This window comes from Rhodococcus sp. SB1D, from assembly GCF_048573875.1.
GTDB classification, from domain to species: domain Bacteria; phylum Actinomycetota; class Actinomycetes; order Mycobacteriales; family Mycobacteriaceae; genus Rhodococcus_F; species Rhodococcus_F qingshengii.
Genome location: NZ_JBMAIQ010000009.1, coordinates 131,288 through 152,145, shown reverse-complemented (window position 1 = coordinate 152,145; position 20,858 = coordinate 131,288). Strand labels below are relative to the sequence as shown.

Genomic DNA, 20,858 nt, shown 5'->3' with positions numbered 1-20,858 from the left:
AACGCAGGTTAGTATCAGTGGGCTGTCCCGAGGTGGCCGACGCGTCGCCCTGAAACGAAAGGCCGCGACATGAATGCCCTGACGATTACGTTGGGCACGATTGGTGCTCTGCTGAGCTTGGTGTGTTGGTACATCTTCCTCTCAGGCGCGCTGAGGATGTTCAACACCGTGCGCATCGGCCAGTCGGCACCCGATCGATGGCGCCCGTTCTTCCCTCGCTTCAAGCAGATGATCATCGAGTTCATCGCGCACACGCGCATGAACAAGTTCCGCAGCGTCGGCTGGGCCCACTGGCTCGTCATGGTCGGCTTCCTCGGTGGGTTCCTGCTGTGGTTCGAGGCCTACGGCCAGACGTTCAACCCCGAATTCCACTGGCCCATCTTCGGTAACACGTGGGCGTGGCACCTGTGGGACGAGATCCTCGGCCTGGGCACCGTCATCGGTATCACCACGCTGATCGTGATCCGTCAGCTCAACCACCCGCGTCTGCCTGCACGCCTGTCCCGTTTCGGCGGCTCCAACTTCAAGGCTGCCTACGTCATCGAAGGCATCGTCCTGCTCGAGGGCCTGGGCATGATCATGGTCAAGGCAGGCAAGATCGCGACCTACGGTCACGCCAACCCGTGGACCGACTTCTTCACCATGCAGGTCGCGAAACTGCTTCCCGCCAGCCCCGTCATGATCTCGGTGTTCGCATTCGTGAAGCTGATGACCGGCATGATCTGGCTCGCGATCGTGGGCCGCAACATCACCTGGGGCGTCGCGTGGCACCGCTTCTCGGCGTTCTTCAACATCTACTTCAAGCGTGAAGACGACGGCACCGTCGCCCTCGGCGCGGCAAAGCCCATGATGTCCAAGGGCAAAGTCCTGACGATGGAGAACGTCGACCCCGACACCGACACTCTCGGCGCCGGAAACATCGAAGACTTCTCCTGGAAGGGCTGGCTCGACTTCACCACCTGCACCGAGTGCGGTCGTTGCCAGTCCCAGTGCCCCGCGTGGAACACCGGAAAGCCGCTCTCGCCCAAGCTGCTCATCATGTCGCTGCGTGACCACGGCTACGCCAAGGCCCCGTACCTGCTCGCTGGTGGACGCAAGGACATGGGCGGCGACGAGATCGGTCTCGTCGACAGCGAAGGCAATGTCAAGGAAGGCGCCCTCGCAGCCATCCCCGAGGCGGCACGCCTCGAGGCCGACCGCAAGCTCGTCGGTGAAACCGTCGAAGGCGAGATGGCCCCGGTCATCGACGCCGAAACCTTGTGGAGCTGCACCAACTGCGGCGCCTGCGTCGAACAGTGCCCCGTCGACATCGAACACGTCGACCACATCATCGACATGCGTCGCTACCAGGTCCTGATCGAATCGGAGTTCCCCTCCGAGCTCGCCGGCCTGTTCAAGAACCTCGAGAACAAGGGCAATCCCTGGGGTCAGAACTCCAAGGATCGCCTCAACTGGATCAACGAGATGGACTTCGAGATCCCCGTCTTCGGCAAGGACGCCGACAGCTTCGAGGACTACGAGTACCTCTTCTGGGTCGGCTGCGCCGGCGCCTACGAAGACCGTGCCAAGAAGACCACCAAGGCCGTTGCCGAACTCCTCGCCACCGCGGGAGTGAAGTTCATGGTCCTCGGCGCCGACGAAACCTGCACCGGCGACTCCGCACGTCGTGCCGGCAACGAGTTCTTGTTCCAGCAGCTCGCGATGCAGAACATCGAGATGCTCAATTCGGTCTTCGACGGTATCGAGCAGAAGAAGCGCAAGATCGTCGTCACCTGTGCGCACTGCTTCAACGCCCTCGGCAACGAGTACCCGGAGGTGGGCGGCGACTACGAGGTCGTGCACCACACTCAGCTGCTCAACCGTCTGGTGCGCCAGAAGAAGCTGATCCCGGTTGCGTCCGTGAGCGAAGACGTCACCTACCACGACCCGTGCTTCCTCGGACGCCACAACAAGGTTTACGACGCTCCCCGTGAACTCATGGAAGCCTCAGGCTCCAAGCTCGTCGAAATGCCGCGTCACGGCGAACGTTCCATGTGCTGTGGTGCCGGTGGTGCTCGCATGTGGATGGAAGAGAACATCGGCAAGCGCATCAACGTCGACCGCGTCGACGAAGCGCTCTCCACCAACCCCAAGAAGATCGCCACGGGTTGCCCGTTCTGCCGCGTCATGCTCACCGACGGCGTCACTGCCCGCCAGGAGCAAGGCCAGGGCGAAGGCGTCGAGGTCGTCGACGTCGCGCAGCTGATGCTGAACTCCGTCACTCGTCTCGATCCCGCCCAGCTCGGCGAGAACATCAAGGTGATCCCGCGCGAGAAGGCACCGGTCGCTGCTGAGGCAAAGGCTGAGACCGTCGAGCAGGATCGGGTCGCCGAAGTCGAGGAAGCTGCCGCGACTCCGGAAGCCAAGGCTGCACCGGCAGGCAAGGGTCTGGCCATGAAGGGACTCGCCAAAGCACCAGGTGCGAAAGCTCCCGGCGCCAAGCCACCCGGCAAGGGGCTCGGAATGGCCGGCGGGGCAAAGGCTCCCGGCGCCAAGAAGGCGGCTCCCGCCGCAAGCGCGGAAGCTCCCGCTGACGAAGCTGCTGCACCGGCAGCACCTGTCGCAAAGCCCAAGGGTCTCGGCCTGGCAGGCGGGGCCAAGGCTCCCGGCGGCAAGGGACTGCAGATGAAGGGCGCCGCCAAGGCACCCGGAGCAAAGGCCGCTGCCGCGCCGGCAGCGGAAGCTCCGGCTGCTGAGGCTGCTGCACCCGAAGCTGCTGCACCCGAAGCCAAGCCGAAGGGTCTGGGCCTGGCGTCCGGCGCCAAGGCACCCGGCGGCAAGGGACTGCAGATGAAGGGCGGGGCCAAGGCTCCTGGTGCAAAGGCTGCTCCTGCTTCTGAAGCACCTGCTGCTGCTCCGGCCGCACCGGCAGAGGCTCCGGCCGCCGAGGCGGAAGCCCCGAAGGCTCCGCCTGCTGCCAAGGCCGGCGGACTCGGATTCAAGTCGGGCGCAAAGGCTCCCGGTGCCCGGAAGGCAGCTCCCGCTGCGGCCCCGGCGCCGGCTGCTGAGGCCCCGGCTCCCGAGGCCGAACCTGTGAAGGCAGAACCCGCTGAATCGCCTGCTGAGGCGTCCGCACCCGCGGAAGCTCCGGCGCCTGCTGCCGCGCCACCCGCTCCCAAGGCTGGCGGACTCGGATTCAAGGCCGGCGCAAAGGCTCCTGGCCGCAAGAAGTAAGCGCACCACAAGCGAATGCCCTCACCGTCACGGTGAGGGCATTCGTGTTTGTGCGGGAGCCTTTGCCGACCGAGCACCCTTTCCCTCGACCCGACACACCGTCCAGCACACGGAAACCGGTGCTCGCCCTATGCAAGTGGTGCTCACTCCCCCGCCAACTCGAGGCCGGCGTGTCAATCGGCGACAAGCATCACCGCACCGCGCGCACGCCCGACGCCCCTTTCCTGCTGCCGGCCGATGACGTATCGTCCCGGAGCGATGCCGGTCGCGCCGTGCTCCGGGTGGATGAGGTACGCGGTCACTCGGGTGTCGAGCATGCCGAGTGCAAGGCCCCGAGCATCTTTCACCGGCGTCGACCACGTGCACTCCCCTTCGTCTGCAACCAGACTGTGGGGGTTCCCTCCCGCCGCACTTCGCAGCAGTTCCACGCCGGAGAGCGGCACTCTCACAGAGCGTGTCCATGGCAGAGGCGCCACGATATTTGCGAGCAGCGAAAACGGGATCACGATGAGATCGCCTTGCGCCTGAAGTCCGTCGATCACAGGAATGGACACTTCCTGGTCCAGGTAGTCGAAGACATCGAGGCCGGTGAGGGTGGTGAGAGCGGACAAGGTCATGTTCGAGTTCATAAGTATCACCCAGGGTTTGAGGATTGAGGGTTCGAGGATTGAGGGTTCGAGATTCAGGTTCGACGAACGAGACGGGAATAGTCGGTACCGGTGATGCCGTAAGTCCATCCGGCGGCATCCAAAGCGGAGGTAAACCATCCGGGTACGTGAAGGCCGTATCGACGCCGATGCCCGTCGCGTTCGAGAGAACCGTTGACCGCGAGGAGAATCCGTCCACTTCGACCCCAGCCCTCCGGCGACGCGTAGAGCTGCAGCAGGCAACCGGCGTTACCGGGATCGTCGGTTTGGTCGACCAGTGTCAGGCCGGCCAGCTCGATGTAGGAATCCCACCCGATCCGCTCGATTGCACATCGACGGATCTCTACATTGCGCTCGTGTGCGATGCGTTCGGCGGTCGGGTCGAGCACCACCCAGTCGGGAACGATCGCTCCGTGCAGAACGAACGCCCTTGTTCCGTCTGCGAATTCGAGTGCCGGGGCATCAGAGTGGTGGAGTCGGCGTTCTCCCCGCGCACTGCCCGGTATCCGCTCCGAGTGCAAGACCCTGGGTCGTTCCGCCATGATGCACACGTCGTCGAACGCCCACCACCACCCGGTCGAGTCAGCCAGTGCGGTCTGCACATCGAGAAGTTCACGGTCTTCCGAGCGGAAGGTCGCAAGACCGTATCGATGGCATGTGTCGTAGTACGCGATTCGATGGGCGTCCTGCTGCCCGTACCAGGTCACTTCCCCGGCCACCGGGGTCGACATCGTTCGTATCGCAGCTGCGACGCCGTCGAACAGCGTGGTGTGCAACGATTCCCGAATGGACGCCCTGATCAGGCGCTCCCCCTGCCGGCGTTCCATCTGCCAGCCAGTTCTCCGACATTCGATTCGCGCGTCCATGCGTCGGCGCGATGCCGCAAACATGCTCGCGATGTACCCGGAAGCGCAGTCGAGGCCGGTGCCGTCCAATGACATCTTGGTCGACAGTCCTTCGGTGACGATCAGGTCCGAACCAGCAGACGGCGACGGGACCCAGACGAACTCCGGTTTCGGGAGCCCGGAGCGCCGATACAGTTGCGCGACAGAGGCTTCTGCGGTGTTTCGATCAGCAGGACGAGTACACAATCCGCGTTCGAGCCACACGTCGCGGATCTTTTCCAGGGCCAGACTGTCTTCATCGAAGAGATTGAAGTTCTCGGGCAATGTCGCTCGATGTGATGCCGACGAGCGAATCGGTGCGGCGCTCACGCGACGGTGGCGGTGTCCGCCTTTCCTGTAGTCATAGTTGAACAGCCTGGCACGTGAACGCTCCGGACGCAAGGGTTTCCTAGAGCGCGACACCGGGAACCTGCCACCGTTTCCCCATGCCGAACACCCTCTCCAGCGACGCGAAACCGGTTCGAACTGTGGACAAGTGGTGTTCACTCACGGCTATCCACACCCCCGGGGTCACGGCTTCCTTTCCATCGCCGGGCGCAGCAAGATCGATCGACATGGGGGAACAGACACATATCATCCGCAGGCCGGACCAACTGTCGATCGGTCGCACCGATGCCGAGATCCGACAGGCCTGCGCTAGTGGAACCTGGGCCAGAATCCATCGGGGTGCGTACGTGGACAGCGGCCACCTGTCCCGCCTCGACGCATACGGACGACATCGATTGCGGGCAGAGGCCGTGGCCTGCGCCGCTTCACCCGGTGCCACTGTCAGCCACGTCTCGGCTGCGGTTCTGCACGGTTTCGAACTCTGGAACACTCCGCTCGAGGTCGTTCACCTGTCCCGGAACCGGCGAGGTGGTGGCCGAAAGTCCGCTCGACGTCACGTGCACTCGACATGGCTGGCGGACAACGAGATCACCGAAGTCGATGGGCTGCGCGTCACGACTCCGGCACGAACAGTTGCGGATCTCGCGAGGACACTCACTTTCGAACAGGCTCTCGTCGTGGGCAATTCAGCGTTGCACCGTTCAAGGTTGACCAAGGACGCGGTTGCAGCCTCGCTGGCACTCAGCCCGAACCATCCGCGCCATCGACATGCGCTCCACGCGCTCACCGCGATGGACTCCCGTATCGAAAGCGTCGGTGAATCACGGAGCCTCGCATTGTTCCTGCACGAACACCTGCCGCTCCCCGAACCCCAGGTCGACATCCACGACGCTCGAGGGTTCGCCGGCCGCGTCGACTTCCTGTGGCGTGAGCAGCGCACCATCGGAGAGTTCGACGGCCGCATCAAGTACGGCCGACTGGTTCCCGCCGGTCGCAGCCCCGAGGACGCGCTCTGGAACGAGAAGCTCCGCGAAGACCGACTCCGTGACGCAGGGTGGGAGGTCGCGAGGTGGACGTGGGCCGACCTGTCGACCCCGTCACTGGTGGCAAGTCGGATCCTGGCGGCCTTCGCGCGCAGCCACAGGGCCGTCAGCTACTGATCGCAGGCTTCCACAGCTCGAGCGTCGGAATGCCGGGTGGAGTGAATCCGAGCACCTGCCCGTAGAAGGACAGCTCGGCGTTGCGTGAGCTGATGATGGTCGACTGCTTGCGGAATCCGTGAGATTCACCCTCGTAGGCCAGGTACGCGTGCGGAATGCCCTTGGCCACCAGAGCATCCCGGAATCGCTCCGCCTGCGAGGGTGGCACGATCGGATCGTCGAGACCCTGGAGAAGCAACACCGGGCAGTTCAACCCGTCGACGTTGTTGAGTGGAGCACGTTCCGCGTACAGGTCGGCAGATTCCGGCAGCGGGCCGATCAAACCGTCGACGTAACGCGATTCGAAATCGTGAGTTTCCTGCACGAACAGGTCCAGTTCAGCCACGCCGAAATAGGAAGCACCACAAGCGAACACGTCGGACGTCGTCAGTGCGGCCAGAACGGTCCAACCACCGGCGGATCCGCCTTCGATGGCAAGGCGGGCCGGATCGGCAAGCCCCTGCTCGGCCAACCCGTTGACGGCGGTGACGACGTCCTGCACGTCGACGACACCCCACTGACCACGCAATCGATTACGGTACTCACGTCCGTAACCGGTCGACCCGCCGTAGTTCACGTCGACGACGCCGATTCCGCGGCTGGTGAAGAAGGCGTAGACGAGGTTGAGGGCCGGTGCGACGTGCGCCGTCGGCCCACCGTGAACAAACGCGACATACGGCGGTCGTTCATCGTCGAGCCCTTTGTATCGCGGACTGCGCGGCGGATACGCAACGGCGTGAACTTCTCGCCCGTGTCCGTGAGCCACGACGGCTCGCGCTTCCGGAAGGTAGGCAGACTCGGGCAATTCTTCGACCGACGAACGGATTTCGGTGAGTTCGCCGGTACCGAGGTCCAGTTCACGTAGCGCGCCCGCCAGTTTCGCGCCTCCCGAGATGAGCAGTAACCGATCGCCGCGAACTTGCATGAGGCCGATGCTGGTGACACCCGGGGTCGCGATGTCGCGCAGTTCCCCCGACGCCGGGTCGAGTACCGCCAGCGTGTCGGTTCCGACGGTGCGTGCGGTGAGAAGGTGCCCGTTGCCGAGTTCGACGAACCAGCGCCCACCGAAGCGCCACTGCGGGCCACCGAAATCCGCGTTCACCGGGCAAATCGGGCTGATCTTGCCGCCGACGCGATAGATGTTCCACCAGCCGCTGCGATCGCTGATTGCGTAGAGTTCGTCGTCGGTGATCCACTCCGGCTGCAGGACGGACTCTTCAAGTCCGCCGATCAGCACGGAATACGCCTGAGCGACGCCGTCGACGAGTGGAGCTACCCGCAGTTCGGTACCGTCCCAGGGCATTTGCGGATGGTTCCATGCGATCCAGGCGATCTTGGTTCCACTCGGCGAAAGCCTCGGTGACGAGAGGAAGTCCGAGCCGCCGACGATCGAGCGGATGTTGCCGGAACCGTCCAGCGGAATCGCGCAGATATCGCGAGTGATCGCCCCGTCCTCCGCGTGCGCTTCCCGAACCGCCCACACCTCGCCGTTCACGATCTGCAGGTCTGCGTATCGCCACGCGGCCGGCGACGCCGGTTCGGGCGTCAGAGCCCGTGGAGTGACTCCTTCGAGGATGTACACCCGTTGATCGGAGAATTCACTGAAGACCAGTTTTCCGGACTCGGTGACCGTCCAGGCGCCACCGCCGTACTCGTGAACCCTGGTTCGCGCGTTCCACGGCGCGGGGAGGATGTCGACGGGTTGGTTGTCGAGACCAGATCGACGGATCGAGGTCCGACCACCCTCGGTCGGACGAAGTTCAGCCCACCAGATCTCGTCACCGACGTATCGTCCACCCTCGACAGGATGCCCACCTGCAGCCAGATCAGCTGCTCCGATCGGAGAAGTCCACGATCCGTACGGGGCTGCAATCTGCTCGCTGGGGGTCATCGCTCGACAATAGCCAACGGGGCGTGCGACACGGTCCCCGACAATGCACTTGCACAGTGGTGGAATCATGTAACTCGTGAGCACACCAGAACCCGTCCGCCACCGTCAGCCGCAGCGCGAGCTGGAGCAGTCGTCGAAGCTCCAGAACGTCCTGTACGAAATCCGTGGACCGGTGCACGCGCATGCCGCCCGGTTGGAGGCGGAAGGACACCGGATCCTCAAGCTCAACATCGGCAACCCGGCACCGTTCGGATTCGACGCCCCCGATGTGATCATGCGGGACATGATCGCCGCCCTGCCCTATGCACAGGGCTATTCGGAGTCGAAGGGCATTCTGTCGGCGCGGCGCGCAATCGTGACGCGTTACGAGCTGGTTCCCGGCTTCCCCGAGCTCGACGTCGACGACATCTACCTCGGCAACGGTGTTTCCGAACTGATCACGATGACCATGCAGGCCCTCCTCAACAACGGCGACGAGGTCCTGATCCCAGCACCGGACTACCCCCTGTGGACTGCGATGACGAGCTTGTCCGGAGGCACGCCCGTCCACTATCTCTGCGACGAGGCCAACGACTGGAATCCCGATATCGCCGATATCGAATCCAAGATCACCGACAAGACCAAGGCTCTCCTCGTCATCAACCCGAACAACCCCACGGGTGCGGTGTACTCGATGGAGGTTCTGCAGCAGTTGGTCGATCTGGCACGCAAGCATCAGCTTCTGCTGCTCGCCGACGAGATCTACGACAAGATCCTCTACGACGACGCCAAGCACATCTCGCTGGCAACACTTGCCCCTGATCTGCTGTGCCTGACGTTCAACGGCCTCTCGAAGGCCTACCGCGTCGCCGGCTACCGCTCCGGCTGGGTGGCGATCACGGGCCCGAAGGATCACGCGGCCGGCTTCCTCGAGGGACTCGATCTCTTGGCGTCGACCCGTCTGTGCCCCAACGTCCCCGGACAGCACGCCATTCAGGTCGCCCTCGGCGGTCACCAGAGCATCGAAGACCTGATCCTGCCCGGCGGCCGCCTGCTCGAGCAGCGCGACGTCGCTTGGGAGCGATTGAACATGATTCCGGGCGTTTCGTGTGTGAAGCCTCGCGGCGCGCTCTACGCGTTCCCTCGTCTGGATCCGAACGTCTACGAGATCCACGACGACGAGAAGTTGGTTCAGGACCTGCTTCTCCAGGAGAAGATCCTGATGGTTCAAGGCACCGGGTTCAATTGGCCGAATCACGATCACCTTCGGATCGTCACCCTTCCGTGGGCCCGAGATCTCGCCGTGGCCATCGAGCGATTCGGCAACTTCCTCACCAGTTACAAACAGTAGATTCTCACGCTGAATCCGGCTGAAATCGAGTAAACAATTCGTTGTACAAATGCCCCGTAAACGTAAAACTGCGGGGCATTTGTGCGACCTTGGTCACATTTTTCGCAAACCATGCGGTTTGATTGACTCTTTAACTATTTAGTGACCTGCCCCGATGTGAAAACGGTCCAACCGGTACGTGATTCGTTGTGAAATTGGTAGTTGGACAACGCGCCAAATCGGTTTGAAATTGGGTACATTAGTTAGCAGCACTTCGGTGCCGCGAGCACCTGGTATCCCTCCCCCCCCTGTGGATACCAGGTTGGTGGCGGGGACAACCCCCCCTGTTCCCCGCCACCCAGCTCGACCAATCCCAGTTTCACAACCCCTCATCGGTAGCACCGGTTTTCGCCGACTCTGCCTTGCAGCGACACTGCCTTTCACCGACACTGCCGTCAGAAGCTGACCATTCGCTTCGGAGCCGATAACATTGCACCGGTGCAAATCCCCAGTCCGACACTCAGTTTCCGATGAGTCACGGCCATGGCCACGGTGGCCCCATTCAGATCGGCCCCACCGCATCACGCGTCGTCATCGGGTTGCTCGTCGTCATCGGCATGGTCGTCGTCGCGGCAGCTGTCGCACTGTGGCCGGACAAGAACACCATTCCCGTCCCACTCCCCTTCCAGAATGCCGACGGCAGCTCGGTGGAAACCGAGGCGGGCACCGTCACGATGCAGGATCTCGGTGACTGCGGAAGTTCCTCCGCCGGAAGGGTATTCGTCGGTGCCCCGCAACCGCCGCCTACCTCCGCCTACCAGTGCCAGCGAAGTATCGTCGATATCGAATCCGGGCCGAATGCCGGAACGAAGACATTGCTCGAGGTCATTCCGGGCGCCGGTCAGCCGGACCTTCGCGTGGGTGACCACATTCGGCTGGTGCGTCAGACCGACCCGAACGGAAACACGCAGTACTCCTTCGAAGACTATTCGCGTGGGCTCCCGCTGGCGTTGATCGTCATCGCGTTCGCCGTCGTCATCATCGCAGTCGCACGGTGGAGAGGGCTGCGCGCACTCGTCGGCCTGGTGATCGCCTTCGGCGTAGTCGTCGGGTTTCTCCTACCCGCTCTGCTCGACGGCAAGCCTGCGATACCGGTTGCGCTGGTCGCCGGGGCGGTGATCTTGTACGCGGTTCTCTATCTGGCGCACGGGGTCTCACTCAAGACCAGCTCTGCTTTGCTCGGCACCCTTGCCGCCATGGTGCTCGCCGCGGTTCTCTCCTACCTCTGCATTGAACTGACACACCTCACCGGTTTGTCTGAAGAGCAGAACACCAATGTTCAGACCTATATCGAGCACATAGACATCACCGGCCTGCTGCTGGCGGGCTTCATCATCGGCTCGCTCGGCGTTCTCAACGACGTCACCATCACCCAGGCATCCTCGGCATTCGAGTTGGCCGAACTCGACAAGCATGCGTCCCGTCGAAAAGTCTTCGGCGGTGCGATGCGGGTCGGACGTGATCACATCGCCAGCACGGTCTACACCTTGGTTCTCGCGTACGCGGGTGGGGCGCTGCCACTGCTACTGCTCTTCAGCGTCAGCGGGCGCCCTCTTCAGGACGTCCTGGTCGGTGACGCCGTCGCAATCGAGATCGTAAGGTCCGCTGTCGGCGGAATAGCCCTGGCGCTTTCGGTTCCACTCACCACTGCCATCGCCGTGATTCTCGCCCGTCCGCCCGGTAGCGCGGTCAAGGTCGGCCCCACGTCAGGTGGCCGACACTCCAAACGCTGAAAGCGAGCCTCAGAGTCCGGGAATCGGTGGGAGAACCGGCAACAGAATCGGCGGAAGCCCCGGGATGTAGATCGCCGGCGGTGGCGGCGCGGGCGCGGGCGGCACGTAAGTGTCCTGCACGACTGGCGGAGCCTCGACGACCGGAGGGGCTTCCTCCGTCGTCGTCGGGGGCGGGGTCGTTGTGGTCGTAGGCGGCGGGGTAGTCGTGGTCGTCGGTGCCGTCGTGGTCACCTCGGTTGCCACGGGTCCGGCGTCCTCGGAATCGAAGACCTTTCCTCCGTAGCCCAATCCCAGCCCCACGATCACGATCGCCGCGATCACACCGGCGCCGAGGCCCGCGAACCGTAGCGGGTTTCTCGGCTCTTTGGATGTCGATTCAACGGGTTGTGTCCCGGCGAGCCAGGACGGGTGTGCGGTTCCTGCCCCGGGTCCCTCGCCTTCGTACATCGCCGAGTACGCCTGGGCGTCAACCATCACGGCCTCGTTGTCTGCGTCACGTTCTGTGCCGAATCCGTCCGTGGCCTGGTCGCTGTCGGCGACCACGAGATCTGCGGCCGGATCGAATCGTTGCTCGTGTCGGTTCGGTCGCGGCTGAGGCAGTTCCGCCGCGTAAGGGCTCGGCACCTGTTCCTGCGGAACGGACTTCGTACCGGAAGCGGCTTCGGACAAGGCATTCGGCCGCTCCGATTCCGCGAGCGTTGCCACCCCTCCGTGGATGAACGCCTGAACCGGAACGGGTACCTCCGCCGGGGTGTGGATCGGATACGGCGCAAAGATCGGCGCTACAGCCGGAACCTGAACCGGGGCAGATACCGCGCGCGCCGATGGCGTCATCGACGACTCCGCGATCAGCGCAGCACCTTGCGCAGTCACGAGTTCCGGCTGCTCGGGCGCGATGAGGGGGCACTCCAGCCACGCGGCGAGGGTCGCCCGCACGATCGGAATGCGTGCACCGCCACCGATCAGGAGAATCGCGTCGGGGTTACGGCCGGACGTTGCGATGACCTCTCGTATCTCGCGTGCGAAGGCCTCCACCGACGTGACGACCAACGAATCGAAAACTTCCCGCGACAGCAGGAGAAGCCCGCCGGGGCCGGGCAGGCACACCGCACTTCGTGAGGACAGCTGTTCCTTCGCGAGTCGGCATCGCGCCTGCAGTTCGGCATCGCCGCCCGGGTCGGCCGGCGTAGCTATACGGCGACGCACGGTCTGATCCGAGTAGACGAGCTCGTCGAAGTGATCTCCACTGACCCGCGTCGACCGGGCGGTGACGACGGTAGACCGCATCTGCCTGTCCACAATGCTGATCGTCGATCCAGAACTACCGATGTCGACGACGACGAGTGTGCTCTGGTCGGTCAACGCACCGGACTCCTCGAGCATTCGAAGCGTCGCGACTACTTCGGGAACCAGCTCGAAGTTGTCGATGCCTTTCTGTTCGAACGCTGTTTGGAGTGCTCCGGCCTGCGCTTGATCCCGGTAAGCGACGACCGTATTGCTGCCGAGGTCGGCATTCTCGGTCAAGGCCACGCCGGTTGCCTCCGCTGCGACTTCCTCGGGAATCTCGCGGCCTCGATCGACCGCTCTGGATCGGAACACCGGACCACTGTGGTCGGGCGTCCCCGGGCGCGCCAAACGCACAGCGCTGGCTCCCACCGTCACACCCAAAACCAAGTTCATGATCCACCTTCGTCGACCGTCGACGGGTTCCGTCACCAGACCCCGTCATTCCCCGGCCGGAAGTCTACCCACTGGGCATGGTCTGCGAGGTTCGCGCATCTCACCTAAGGCCTTCTCGCAGCTATTTTTTCGCTACCTGGACGTTCGACCTACCGCCCCAATCCGCGATAGTTCCAACCGGCGGAGCGCCACAGGTCCGGATCGAGGCAATTTCTGGCGTCAACGATCACCCGCCGCCGAACGAGTGGTTCCAAATCGGCGGGCACGAGTGAGGCGAACTCGTCCCATTCAGTGGCGATCAAGACCACATCAGCATTCCTGCAAGCTTCTGACGTGGAGGTTGCGTAGTGAAGGGTGGGAAACAGTCGGCGAGAATTATCCATTGCCTTCGGATCGAAAACGGTGACCGCCGCCCCGTGCAACTGCATCATTCCTGCAACGTTGAGCGCAGGCGAATCGCGCACATCGTCGGATTCGGGCTTGAACGCAGCTCCCAGCACCGACACGTTAGCTCCCAGCAAACTGCCATCGCAGGCTGCCGTCACCAGTTCCACAGCTTTTGTCCGTCGTCGCATGTTGATGCTGTCGACCTCGCGGAGGAAGTACAGCGCCTGGTCGACACCCAACTCCCCGGCGCGTGCCATGAACGCCCGAATGTCCTTCGGCAGGCAACCACCGCCGAACCCCAAGCCCGCATTGAGGAACCGTCTACCGATCCGAGCGTCGTACCCGAGAGCGTCGGCCAACATCGTGACGTCGGCCCCGGTCGCCTCGCACACCTCCGCAATCGCATTGATGAAGGACACCTTGGTCGCGAGAAACGCATTCGCAGATCCTTTGACCAACTCGGACGTCGCCAGATCGGTCACGAGGAAGGGCACCCCCGCGTCCAGTATCTCGGCATACACCTCGCGAAGAACGCCTTCGGCGTTTCCCGGCCGGTCACGATCGATCCCCAGAACCAACCGGTCAGGGCTCAAGGTGTCCGCGATCGCGTGTCCTTCACGCAGGAACTCCGGATTCCAGGCCACCTCTACCGAGCCACCCGCCGGCGCAGTCGCTCGGAGTCGCTCGCCGAGAGCCGCTGCCGTGCCTACCGGCACCGTCGACTTCCCGACTATCAGCGAAGGCTTTCGCAACAACGGCGCCAACATGTCGATCACCGAATGAACATGACTCAGATCTGCGGCGTACTCCCCCTTCTTCTGGGGCGTCCCCACACCGACGAAATGGATGTCCGCAAAATCCGCGGCATCGGAGTAGGAAGTCGTGAACTGCAGCCGACCCGACGCCAGATTCTTCTCCAGCATGTCGGTCAGACCCGGCTCGAAGAACGGGACCTCCCCACGAGACAACTTGTCGACCTTGGACTGGTCGATGTCGACTCCCAGCACGTCGTGGCCAAGTTCGGCCATACACACTGCGTGGGTCGCCCCCAGGTATCCCGTTCCGAACACGGTCATCTTCATGTGTTGTTGGTATGCGTCCGAACTTTCCGAAACGCGTACGCCAGGTGGGCGCGAAACCAACATCGGGCGTACGACGAGTGCGTCGCGTGTGCAACCTATGCTTCTGCCATGCACGTTCTCTTCGTTTGTACGGGAAACATCTGCCGATCACCCACGGGCGAACGCCTTGCACGTGCTTATGCCGCCGAAGCCGGGGTCACCGGATTCACCGCGTCGAGTGCCGGAACCCGGGCGATGGTCGGACACCCGATCGAGCCGACTGCTGCGAGGGTTCTCGCGGGGCTCGGCGGCGACCCCACGGAGTTTCAAGCCCGACGCATGACAACAGCGCTGGCCTCGGACGCCGACCTCATTCTCACGATGACCGAAAGTCAGCGAGACAAAGTCCTGGCGATGGCTCCGGCGCGGCTCAAGCGCACGTTCACACTTCGAGAAGCCGCACGGTTGGGCTCGCTCGCAGATGCAGGAACTGTCGAGGACCTCGCCGCCGCCAGACCCCGATTTCGTGCCACCGAACCCGAGGACGTCATGGATCCGATGGGTAAGGAAGAGAACGTGTTTCACGAGATCGGACTCGAGATCGCCGATCTCCTCGGCCCGCTGCTCAGCCGACTTCGCTTCGGTGAGCGTTGAGCGCGGGCACCGCGGTCAACTGCGGTAGCGACTTGTCCGACTCGTAGTAGTAGCTGTACTCGTACGCATTGCGTCCGCGAGACGGCGTCATCGTGATGACAGTGCCCAGGACGTGCGCACCCACACTCTGTAGGTTTCCGACCGCGCGCGCCAGTTGATCGCACTTCGTGGAGCCGTGTCGGGCGATCACCAGGGCACCGTCCGACATCGCGGCCAGGACCGCGGCATCCGTGACGGGTAGCAACGGCGAGGCGTCGATGATGACGTAGTCGTATCGCGCCCGCAGTTCCTCGAGAACATGTTTGGCCGTGTCCGTGCCGAGTAGTTCGCTCGGGTTCGGCGGGATCGGTCCGGAGGCGAGCACTGTCAGCCCGTCGAACTCGGTCGGCTGAAGCACATCGTCCAGCGTCGCTTGACCGGAGAGCACCGAACTGACGCCGACACTTCCGAGCAATCCCAAATACTTCGATACTCGCGGCTTCCGGAGGTCGCCTTCCATCAGGCACACTGATTTGCCGGCCTCCGCCAAGACGAGAGCGATGTTCACGGCCGTGGTCGTCTTACCTTCGGAGGGAAGCGAACTCGTGACGACGATGACACGCGGTGGATGGTCCACCTCGAGGAACTGAAGGTTGGTGCGCAACTCACGGAAGGCTTCGGCACTCACGGAACTTCCGTCACTGAAAGCGATCGCGTGATTGACTTCGACGTCCTTGTCGAACGGGATCGTGCCCACCATCGCCGAACCCGCGATCTCTTCTACAGTTCGACGATCTTTCACCGTGTTGTCGAGTCGATCACGAATCAACGCAAGCGCGATCCCCACAACCAGTCCCGCCACCGCGCCGAGCGCGAGGTTGCGCGAAGTCTTGGGTGACACCGGAACAGTCGGCTGTTGAGCCTGCTGTTCGACGACCACACGTGCAGGCGGTGTTCCGCCGTTCTCGGGTGTCTCCAGTTCCTTTGCCAATGCCACGAATTCGGATGAGAGAGTGTTTGCGATCTCGCGTGCGAGTTCCGGTGACGCGTCCTTGACTGCGAGGTCGATCAACACAGTGTCGGGCGCCGACGTCGCAGTGACCTTGGAGGCCAACTCGTCAGCCGACATCCCGCCGACCACCCTCCGTCCCAGTTCGTCGATCGTCCGCTGTGCGAGTGTTCGGCCGGTCAGGAGTTTTGTATAGGACAGAACTCGCTGCTGTGAAAGTTGACTGCCCTGTAGTGCCTCGTTGACCGAGGTACCCGCCGACGTCGAAACGAACAGCCTCGTCGAGGCCTGGTAAACGGGCGTCGAAAGAAGAGAAGCGCAAAGGGCTCCCAGGATTCCGAGCACGGTTACAGCAGCGACTATTCGCCATCTGGCTTGCAATATCTTCAGGTAGTCGACAATTTCCATCTTGATGTCTCCTTCGGCTCACGCATGTCCACTGCGGGTCTGAGCGGTCTTTGCCGGTCGGACCGCGAGGGCGAACCGGGCTTTCTCATTTCGATATAGATCAGCTGCGACGGACGAGACGTCCTGTGCTCACGGGCGTCCCAGTCCGCGGTAGTTCCAACCTGCGCCTCGCCACTCGTCGTGGGAAAGGCAATTGCGCCCGTCGACGATCACTTTCTTGCGAACCACCGAATCGAGATCGGACGGCTGCAACTTCAAGAATTCGGGCCACTCGGTCAATACCAGGACGACATCGGCACCTTCGCAGGCCTCCAATGCATTTGCCGAGTAGGTCAGCGTCGGGAACAGCGCGCGCGAATTGTCCATGGCCTTTGGGTCGTACACGTTCACTGCAGCACCTTGGAGCTGAATCCGACCCGCGACGTTGAGCGCCGGCGAATCACGAACGTCGTCCGAGTCCGGTTTGAACGCGGCACCCAGAACTGCGACTCTCGCACCGAGAAGCGATCCGCATGCCTCCCGCGCCAGTTCGACCATGCGTGTACGTCTGCGCATATTGATGTTGTCGACTTCGCGCAGGAACGTCAGTGCTTGATCGGCACCGAGTTCACCGGCGCGAGCCATGAAGGCGCGGATGTCCTTCGGCAAACACCCTCCGCCGAAACCAATTCCCGCGTTGAGGAATCGACGTCCGATCCGAACGTCGTGCCCGATCGCGTCGGCAAGCACTGTGACGTCGGCGCCAGCGGCCTCGCACACTTCGGAGATGGCGTTGATGAACGAGATCTTGGTGGCCAGGAAAGCGTTCGCTGACGCTTTCACCAACTCCGCCGTCGCAAGGTCCGTGACGAGAAACGGAATCTCCGCATCGATGAGCTCTGCATAAACTTCGCGCGCAACAGATTCCGCTCGACCGCGGACATTTCGATCGACTCCGAGCACAAGTCGGTCCGGGTGCAACGTGTCCTGGACGGCAAATCCTTCACGCAGAAACTCGGGATTCCACGCGACTTCGACGCTGTCACCGATCGGTGCCAGTTCCCGCGCGCGCTTACCGAGCCGTTCCGCGGTTCCCACCGGTACCGTGGACTTGCCGAAGATGACCGCGGGCTTGGTGAGCAGCGGCGCCAAAGTCTCGATCACGGCATCCACGTAGACCATGTCCGCGGCGAACTCACCCTTCTTCTGCGGCGTCCCGACCCCGAGGAAGAACACGTCCGCAAATTCTGCGGCTTCCTCGTACGACGACGTGAACTTCAGTCGCCCTCGATCGATGTTGTTTCGTAGGACCTCGCCCAACCCTGGCTCGTAGAACGGAACTTCACCTGCTGCCAGTTTCTCCAGCTTTGCCGCATCGACATCCACTCCGAGGACCTCGTGACCGAGTTCGGCCATACAGGCCGCGTGTGTCGCGCCCAGGTATCCCGTGCCGAATACTGCTATGCGAGTGCTCATGTTGCTCGATCTGCTTTCTCGAGAGTGTGCGAAGTGTGTTGATGGGAAAAGTGATTCAGGTACGTACGGCACCGATGTTGTCGCGGTACCACGAGATCGTCGACGCGATTCCTTCGCGCAATCCGATTGTCGGCCGCCATCCGAGTTTCCGAATCATGCTCACGTCCAGCAGTTTCTGCATCGTTCCGTCCGGCTTCGAGGTGTCCCACCGCGTCTCTCCGGTGTATCCGACCTCCGTGGCGACTATCGAAGCGATCTCACGAATTGTGTGGTCCTCGCCGGTTCCGACGTTGACATGCGATGCACCGTCGTAGTTGTCGAGCAGATGCAGACACGCCGACGCCAAGTCGTCGACATGCAGGAATTCACGTCGCGGATTGCCACTCCCCCAGTTGACAACCGACTGGACTGCCGACGACTGCGCCTCGTCGTAACGCCGAACGAGGGCGGGAAGTACGTGCGATCCGTGCGCCGAAAAATTGTCTCCCGGGCCGTACAGGTTGGTGGGCATAGCTGAGATCCAGGGGCGACCATGCTGCCGCCTGGCAGCTTGAACATGGAGTAATCCCGCGATCTTTGCTATTGCATAGGCGTCGTTGGTCGGCTCGAGATGCCCGGTGAGCAGGTATTCCTCCTTGATCGGTTGCGGTGCCAATTTCGGGTAGATGCAAGATGATCCGAGGAACAGGAGACGCTCGACGCCGTGTGCGAGGGCAGCGTCGAGCACGTTCACCTGGATGCGCAGATTCTCCGACAGGAAGTCGACGAGGAAAGTGCTGTTCGCCGCAATCCCCCCAACTTTTGCTGCTGCGAGGATCACGTTGGTCGGCTTTTCGCGGGCGAAGAAATCGAAAGCAGCTTCCCGGTCACGTAGATCGAGTTCGGCCGACGTCTTTCCGAGCAACCTGGTGAAGCCCGCAGATTCCAGGTGTCGCCACACCGAAGAGCCGACCAGACCTCGGTGGCCGGCCACGTAGAACGGTGCGCCTCGATCGAGTGGTCGCGCTGCGAATGAATCACTCATCGCGTCGCCGACCAGTCGGGAAGTGCCGGAGTGTCGATCCACGGTCGCCCTTCGTGTTCGAGCGCTTCGATGTCTGCCTCGACCATGATCCGGGCCAGTTCGGGTGTGTGCACGCCGGCCTTCCAACCGAGTTTGCGCTCGGCATGACTCGGATCCCCGATCAGTGCGTCCACCTCGGTCGGCCGAAGATACCGTTCGTCGAATCGAACGTGGTTTTCCCAGTTCAGACCTGCATGTTCGAACGCGACGGTCAGGAAGTCGCGCACCGAGTAGTTGCCACCGGTGGCGAGCACAAAATCCTCAGGCTCGTCGACCTGCAGCATGCGCCACATTCCCTCCACGTACTCCGGCGCATATCCCCAGTCGCGAATCGCATCGAGATTGCCCATGTACAGATGATCCTCGATACCTGCCTGGATGCGTGCGACCGCGCGCGTGATCTTCCGCGTCACGAATGTCTCACCACGCCTCGGGGATTCGTGATTGAACAGAATTCCGTTCACAGCGAAGATCCCGTATGCCTCACGATAGTTCTTGGTGATCCAGTACGAGTACACCTTCGCCGCACCGTAGGGCGAACGTGGGTAGAACGGTGTCTCCTCGTTCTGCGGTGGCGGTGTGGCACCGAACATCTCGGAACTCGACGCCTGGTAGAACCGGCAGTCGAGTCCGGCCATCCGAACCGCTTCGAGTAGTCGGATCGACCCGACGCCAGTGGTGTTCCCGGTGTGTTCGGGTTCGTCGAAGCTGACCCTGACGTGAGACTGCGCAGCGAGGTTGTACACCTCGTCCGGCTTGATCTGCGCGAGTAGTGTCACCAGGCGCGCTCCGTCACTGAGGTCACCGTAGTGAAGAAAAAGTCGAGCATCCGCATCGTGCGGGTCAACGTAGATGTGGTTGATCCTCGAAGTGTTGAACGTCGAGGATCGACGGATCAGTCCGTGAACCTCGTAGCCTTTGGAGAGCAGCAACTCGGCAAGGTAAGAGCCGTCCTGCCCCGTGATTCCGGTAATCAGTGCGCGTTTCATCCTGCGTTCCTTCCGTTGCGGGACAGCCCGCCTGATAGTTGCGAAACCACGGTTGTGCGTAGTCCTCCGAATCGCTCGGCAGTCTTGATCTCGCTCATGCGCGTCCCCCCAAACGGCCGAAGACTTTTCGTATGTCACGTGATGCCAGCCGTATGAATGTCGAGTTACCGAACAGGTAGCGCCGCCACAGACGTTTGGGTTCGGATACAAGTCGATACAACCACTCGAAACCCGAGTTCTGGACGAAAGATGGTGCCTCCGAAACAGTTCCGGCCAAGAAGTCGAAGGCCGCGCCGACACCGACGGCCACGTAGTCGGTTCGATCCGCTATCGCCTTCGTGACAAAGTCCTGCTTCGGCGCACCCAGACCGACCCACACGATGTCCGGTGACGTCGGATCGATCTTCGTGATGATGTCGTCGACGAACTCCTTGCTGAACGCGGCAAACGGCGGGGCATATGTGCCGGCCACCTTGATTCCCGGGTACAACTCCTCGACTCGATCCGTCAAGAGATTCAACGTCTCTTCTGTCGTGCCGACAAAATGGTGACGAAGGCTGTAGCGGCGTCCCTTGTCCAGGGTGGCCTCGAAGAACGACGGACCCCGGACTGGTCGAACACCGACGTGATCGGCGGTGCCGCCGATCAGGCGCATCACCCAGCTGACCGGGGTTCCGTCTGCGAAGTTCACACCCGGACCCTTCAAAACCGCGGAGTAGTCGCGATCACTGTGCGCCGCCGACACGCAGTAGGAATTCGACAACCTCACGGAGACTCCGGTTCCTGCTCCCTCTCGTCTGTCGTTGACTACCCAATCGGTAGCTCTCTCGAGATTGGTCGCGGCAAACGGAATGCCACCCACCTCGATGACCTCGAACGGACTGCTCAT

At 62.4% G+C, this 20,858-nt stretch carries 15 protein-coding genes; 5 read left to right on the top strand and 10 right to left on the bottom strand.

The features are described from left to right. The first annotated feature begins 69 nt into the window (after nucleotides 1–69). A complete protein-coding gene (locus ACN50D_RS20480; RefSeq protein ID WP_212633956.1) occupies nucleotides 70–3,213 on the top strand; it encodes a (Fe-S)-binding protein in 3,144 nt (1,047 codons plus the stop codon). Nucleotides 3,214–3,386: 173 nt separating this feature from the next. Here ACN50D_RS20480 and ACN50D_RS20475 read toward each other — a convergent pair whose 3' ends face one another. Together ACN50D_RS20475 and ACN50D_RS20470 are read right to left on the bottom strand one after the other, a co-directional pair. Then, complete coding sequence (locus ACN50D_RS20475; protein ID WP_029254716.1) at nucleotides 3,387–3,842, bottom strand: hypothetical protein; 456 nt, start codon at nucleotides 3,840–3,842, stop codon at nucleotides 3,387–3,389. A gap of 53 nt (nucleotides 3,843–3,895) precedes the next feature. Further along, nucleotides 3,896–5,074, bottom strand: coding sequence for a DUF6745 domain-containing protein (locus ACN50D_RS20470; RefSeq protein WP_212633955.1), 1,179 nt, complete (start codon nucleotides 5,072–5,074; stop codon nucleotides 3,896–3,898). 245 nt (nucleotides 5,075–5,319) lie between these two features. Here ACN50D_RS20470 and ACN50D_RS20465 point away from each other — a divergent pair, with 245 nt between their 5' ends. Next, the gene (locus tag ACN50D_RS20465; RefSeq protein ID WP_212633954.1) at nucleotides 5,320–6,252 is read left to right on the top strand and encodes a hypothetical protein; all 933 of its coding nucleotides are present in this window, start codon (nucleotides 5,320–5,322) and stop codon (nucleotides 6,250–6,252) included. Here the strand turns inward: ACN50D_RS20465 and ACN50D_RS20460 are convergent. Then, complete coding sequence (locus ACN50D_RS20460) at nucleotides 6,242–8,182, bottom strand: prolyl oligopeptidase family serine peptidase (RefSeq protein ID WP_042452248.1); 1,941 nt, start codon at nucleotides 8,180–8,182, stop codon at nucleotides 6,242–6,244. The genes ACN50D_RS20465 and ACN50D_RS20460 overlap by 11 nt on opposite strands. A 76-nt stretch (nucleotides 8,183–8,258) precedes the next feature. Between ACN50D_RS20460 and ACN50D_RS20455 the strand changes: the two genes are divergently transcribed. Further along, nucleotides 8,259–9,512 carry a pyridoxal phosphate-dependent aminotransferase gene (locus tag ACN50D_RS20455; RefSeq protein WP_003943683.1) on the top strand — a complete coding sequence of 418 codons (1,254 nt, stop codon included), beginning with the start codon at nucleotides 8,259–8,261 and terminating at the stop codon, nucleotides 9,510–9,512. Between the two features lie 509 nt (nucleotides 9,513–10,021). Further along, entirely contained in the window at nucleotides 10,022–11,284 is a 1,263-nt protein-coding gene (locus ACN50D_RS20450; protein ID WP_064689383.1) for a YibE/F family protein, read from the top strand. A gap of 9 nt (nucleotides 11,285–11,293) precedes the next feature. Here the strand turns inward: ACN50D_RS20450 and ACN50D_RS20445 are convergent, their stop codons facing one another. Together ACN50D_RS20445 and ACN50D_RS20440 are read right to left on the bottom strand one after the other, a co-directional pair. Next, nucleotides 11,294–12,964, bottom strand: a complete 1,671-nt coding sequence (locus tag ACN50D_RS20445; protein ID WP_249343229.1) for an Hsp70 family protein — start codon at nucleotides 12,962–12,964, stop codon at nucleotides 11,294–11,296. Nucleotides 12,965–13,113: 149 nt separating this feature from the next. Further along, a complete protein-coding gene (locus ACN50D_RS20440) occupies nucleotides 13,114–14,433 on the bottom strand; it encodes a UDP-glucose dehydrogenase family protein (RefSeq protein WP_007726649.1) in 1,320 nt (439 codons plus the stop codon). Nucleotides 14,434–14,541: 108 nt separating this feature from the next. On the opposite strand from ACN50D_RS20440, the gene ACN50D_RS20435 reads away from it, so the two are divergent. Then, a complete protein-coding gene (locus tag ACN50D_RS20435) occupies nucleotides 14,542–15,066 on the top strand; it encodes a protein-tyrosine-phosphatase (protein WP_058038968.1) in 525 nt (174 codons plus the stop codon). Here the strand turns inward: ACN50D_RS20435 and ACN50D_RS20430 are convergent. The 5 genes from ACN50D_RS20430 to ACN50D_RS20410 all read right to left on the bottom strand — a co-directional run bounded on the left by ACN50D_RS20430 (nucleotide 15,038) and on the right by ACN50D_RS20410 (nucleotide 20,858). Beyond that, nucleotides 15,038–16,462: a polysaccharide biosynthesis tyrosine autokinase gene (locus tag ACN50D_RS20430; RefSeq protein WP_116057103.1), complete on the bottom strand. Its 1,425-nt coding sequence runs from the start codon at nucleotides 16,460–16,462 to the stop codon at nucleotides 15,038–15,040. The two genes, ACN50D_RS20435 and ACN50D_RS20430, sit on opposite strands and share 29 nt — an antisense overlap. A 129-nt stretch (nucleotides 16,463–16,591) precedes the next feature. Next, nucleotides 16,592–17,917 carry a UDP-glucose dehydrogenase family protein gene (locus ACN50D_RS20425; RefSeq protein ID WP_212633952.1) on the bottom strand — a complete coding sequence of 442 codons (1,326 nt, stop codon included), beginning with the start codon at nucleotides 17,915–17,917 and terminating at the stop codon, nucleotides 16,592–16,594. Between the two features lie 55 nt (nucleotides 17,918–17,972). After that, entirely contained in the window at nucleotides 17,973–18,941 is a 969-nt protein-coding gene (locus ACN50D_RS20420; RefSeq protein WP_204856255.1) for a GDP-L-fucose synthase family protein, read from the bottom strand. Beyond that, entirely contained in the window at nucleotides 18,938–19,969 is a 1,032-nt protein-coding gene (gene gmd, locus ACN50D_RS20415) for a GDP-mannose 4,6-dehydratase (protein WP_007726640.1), read from the bottom strand. The genes ACN50D_RS20420 and gmd overlap by 4 nt, the downstream gene beginning before the upstream one ends. Nucleotides 19,970–20,063: 94 nt before the next feature. Then, nucleotides 20,064–20,858: a WecB/TagA/CpsF family glycosyltransferase gene (locus ACN50D_RS20410; protein WP_042452261.1), complete on the bottom strand. Its 795-nt coding sequence runs from the start codon at nucleotides 20,856–20,858 to the stop codon at nucleotides 20,064–20,066.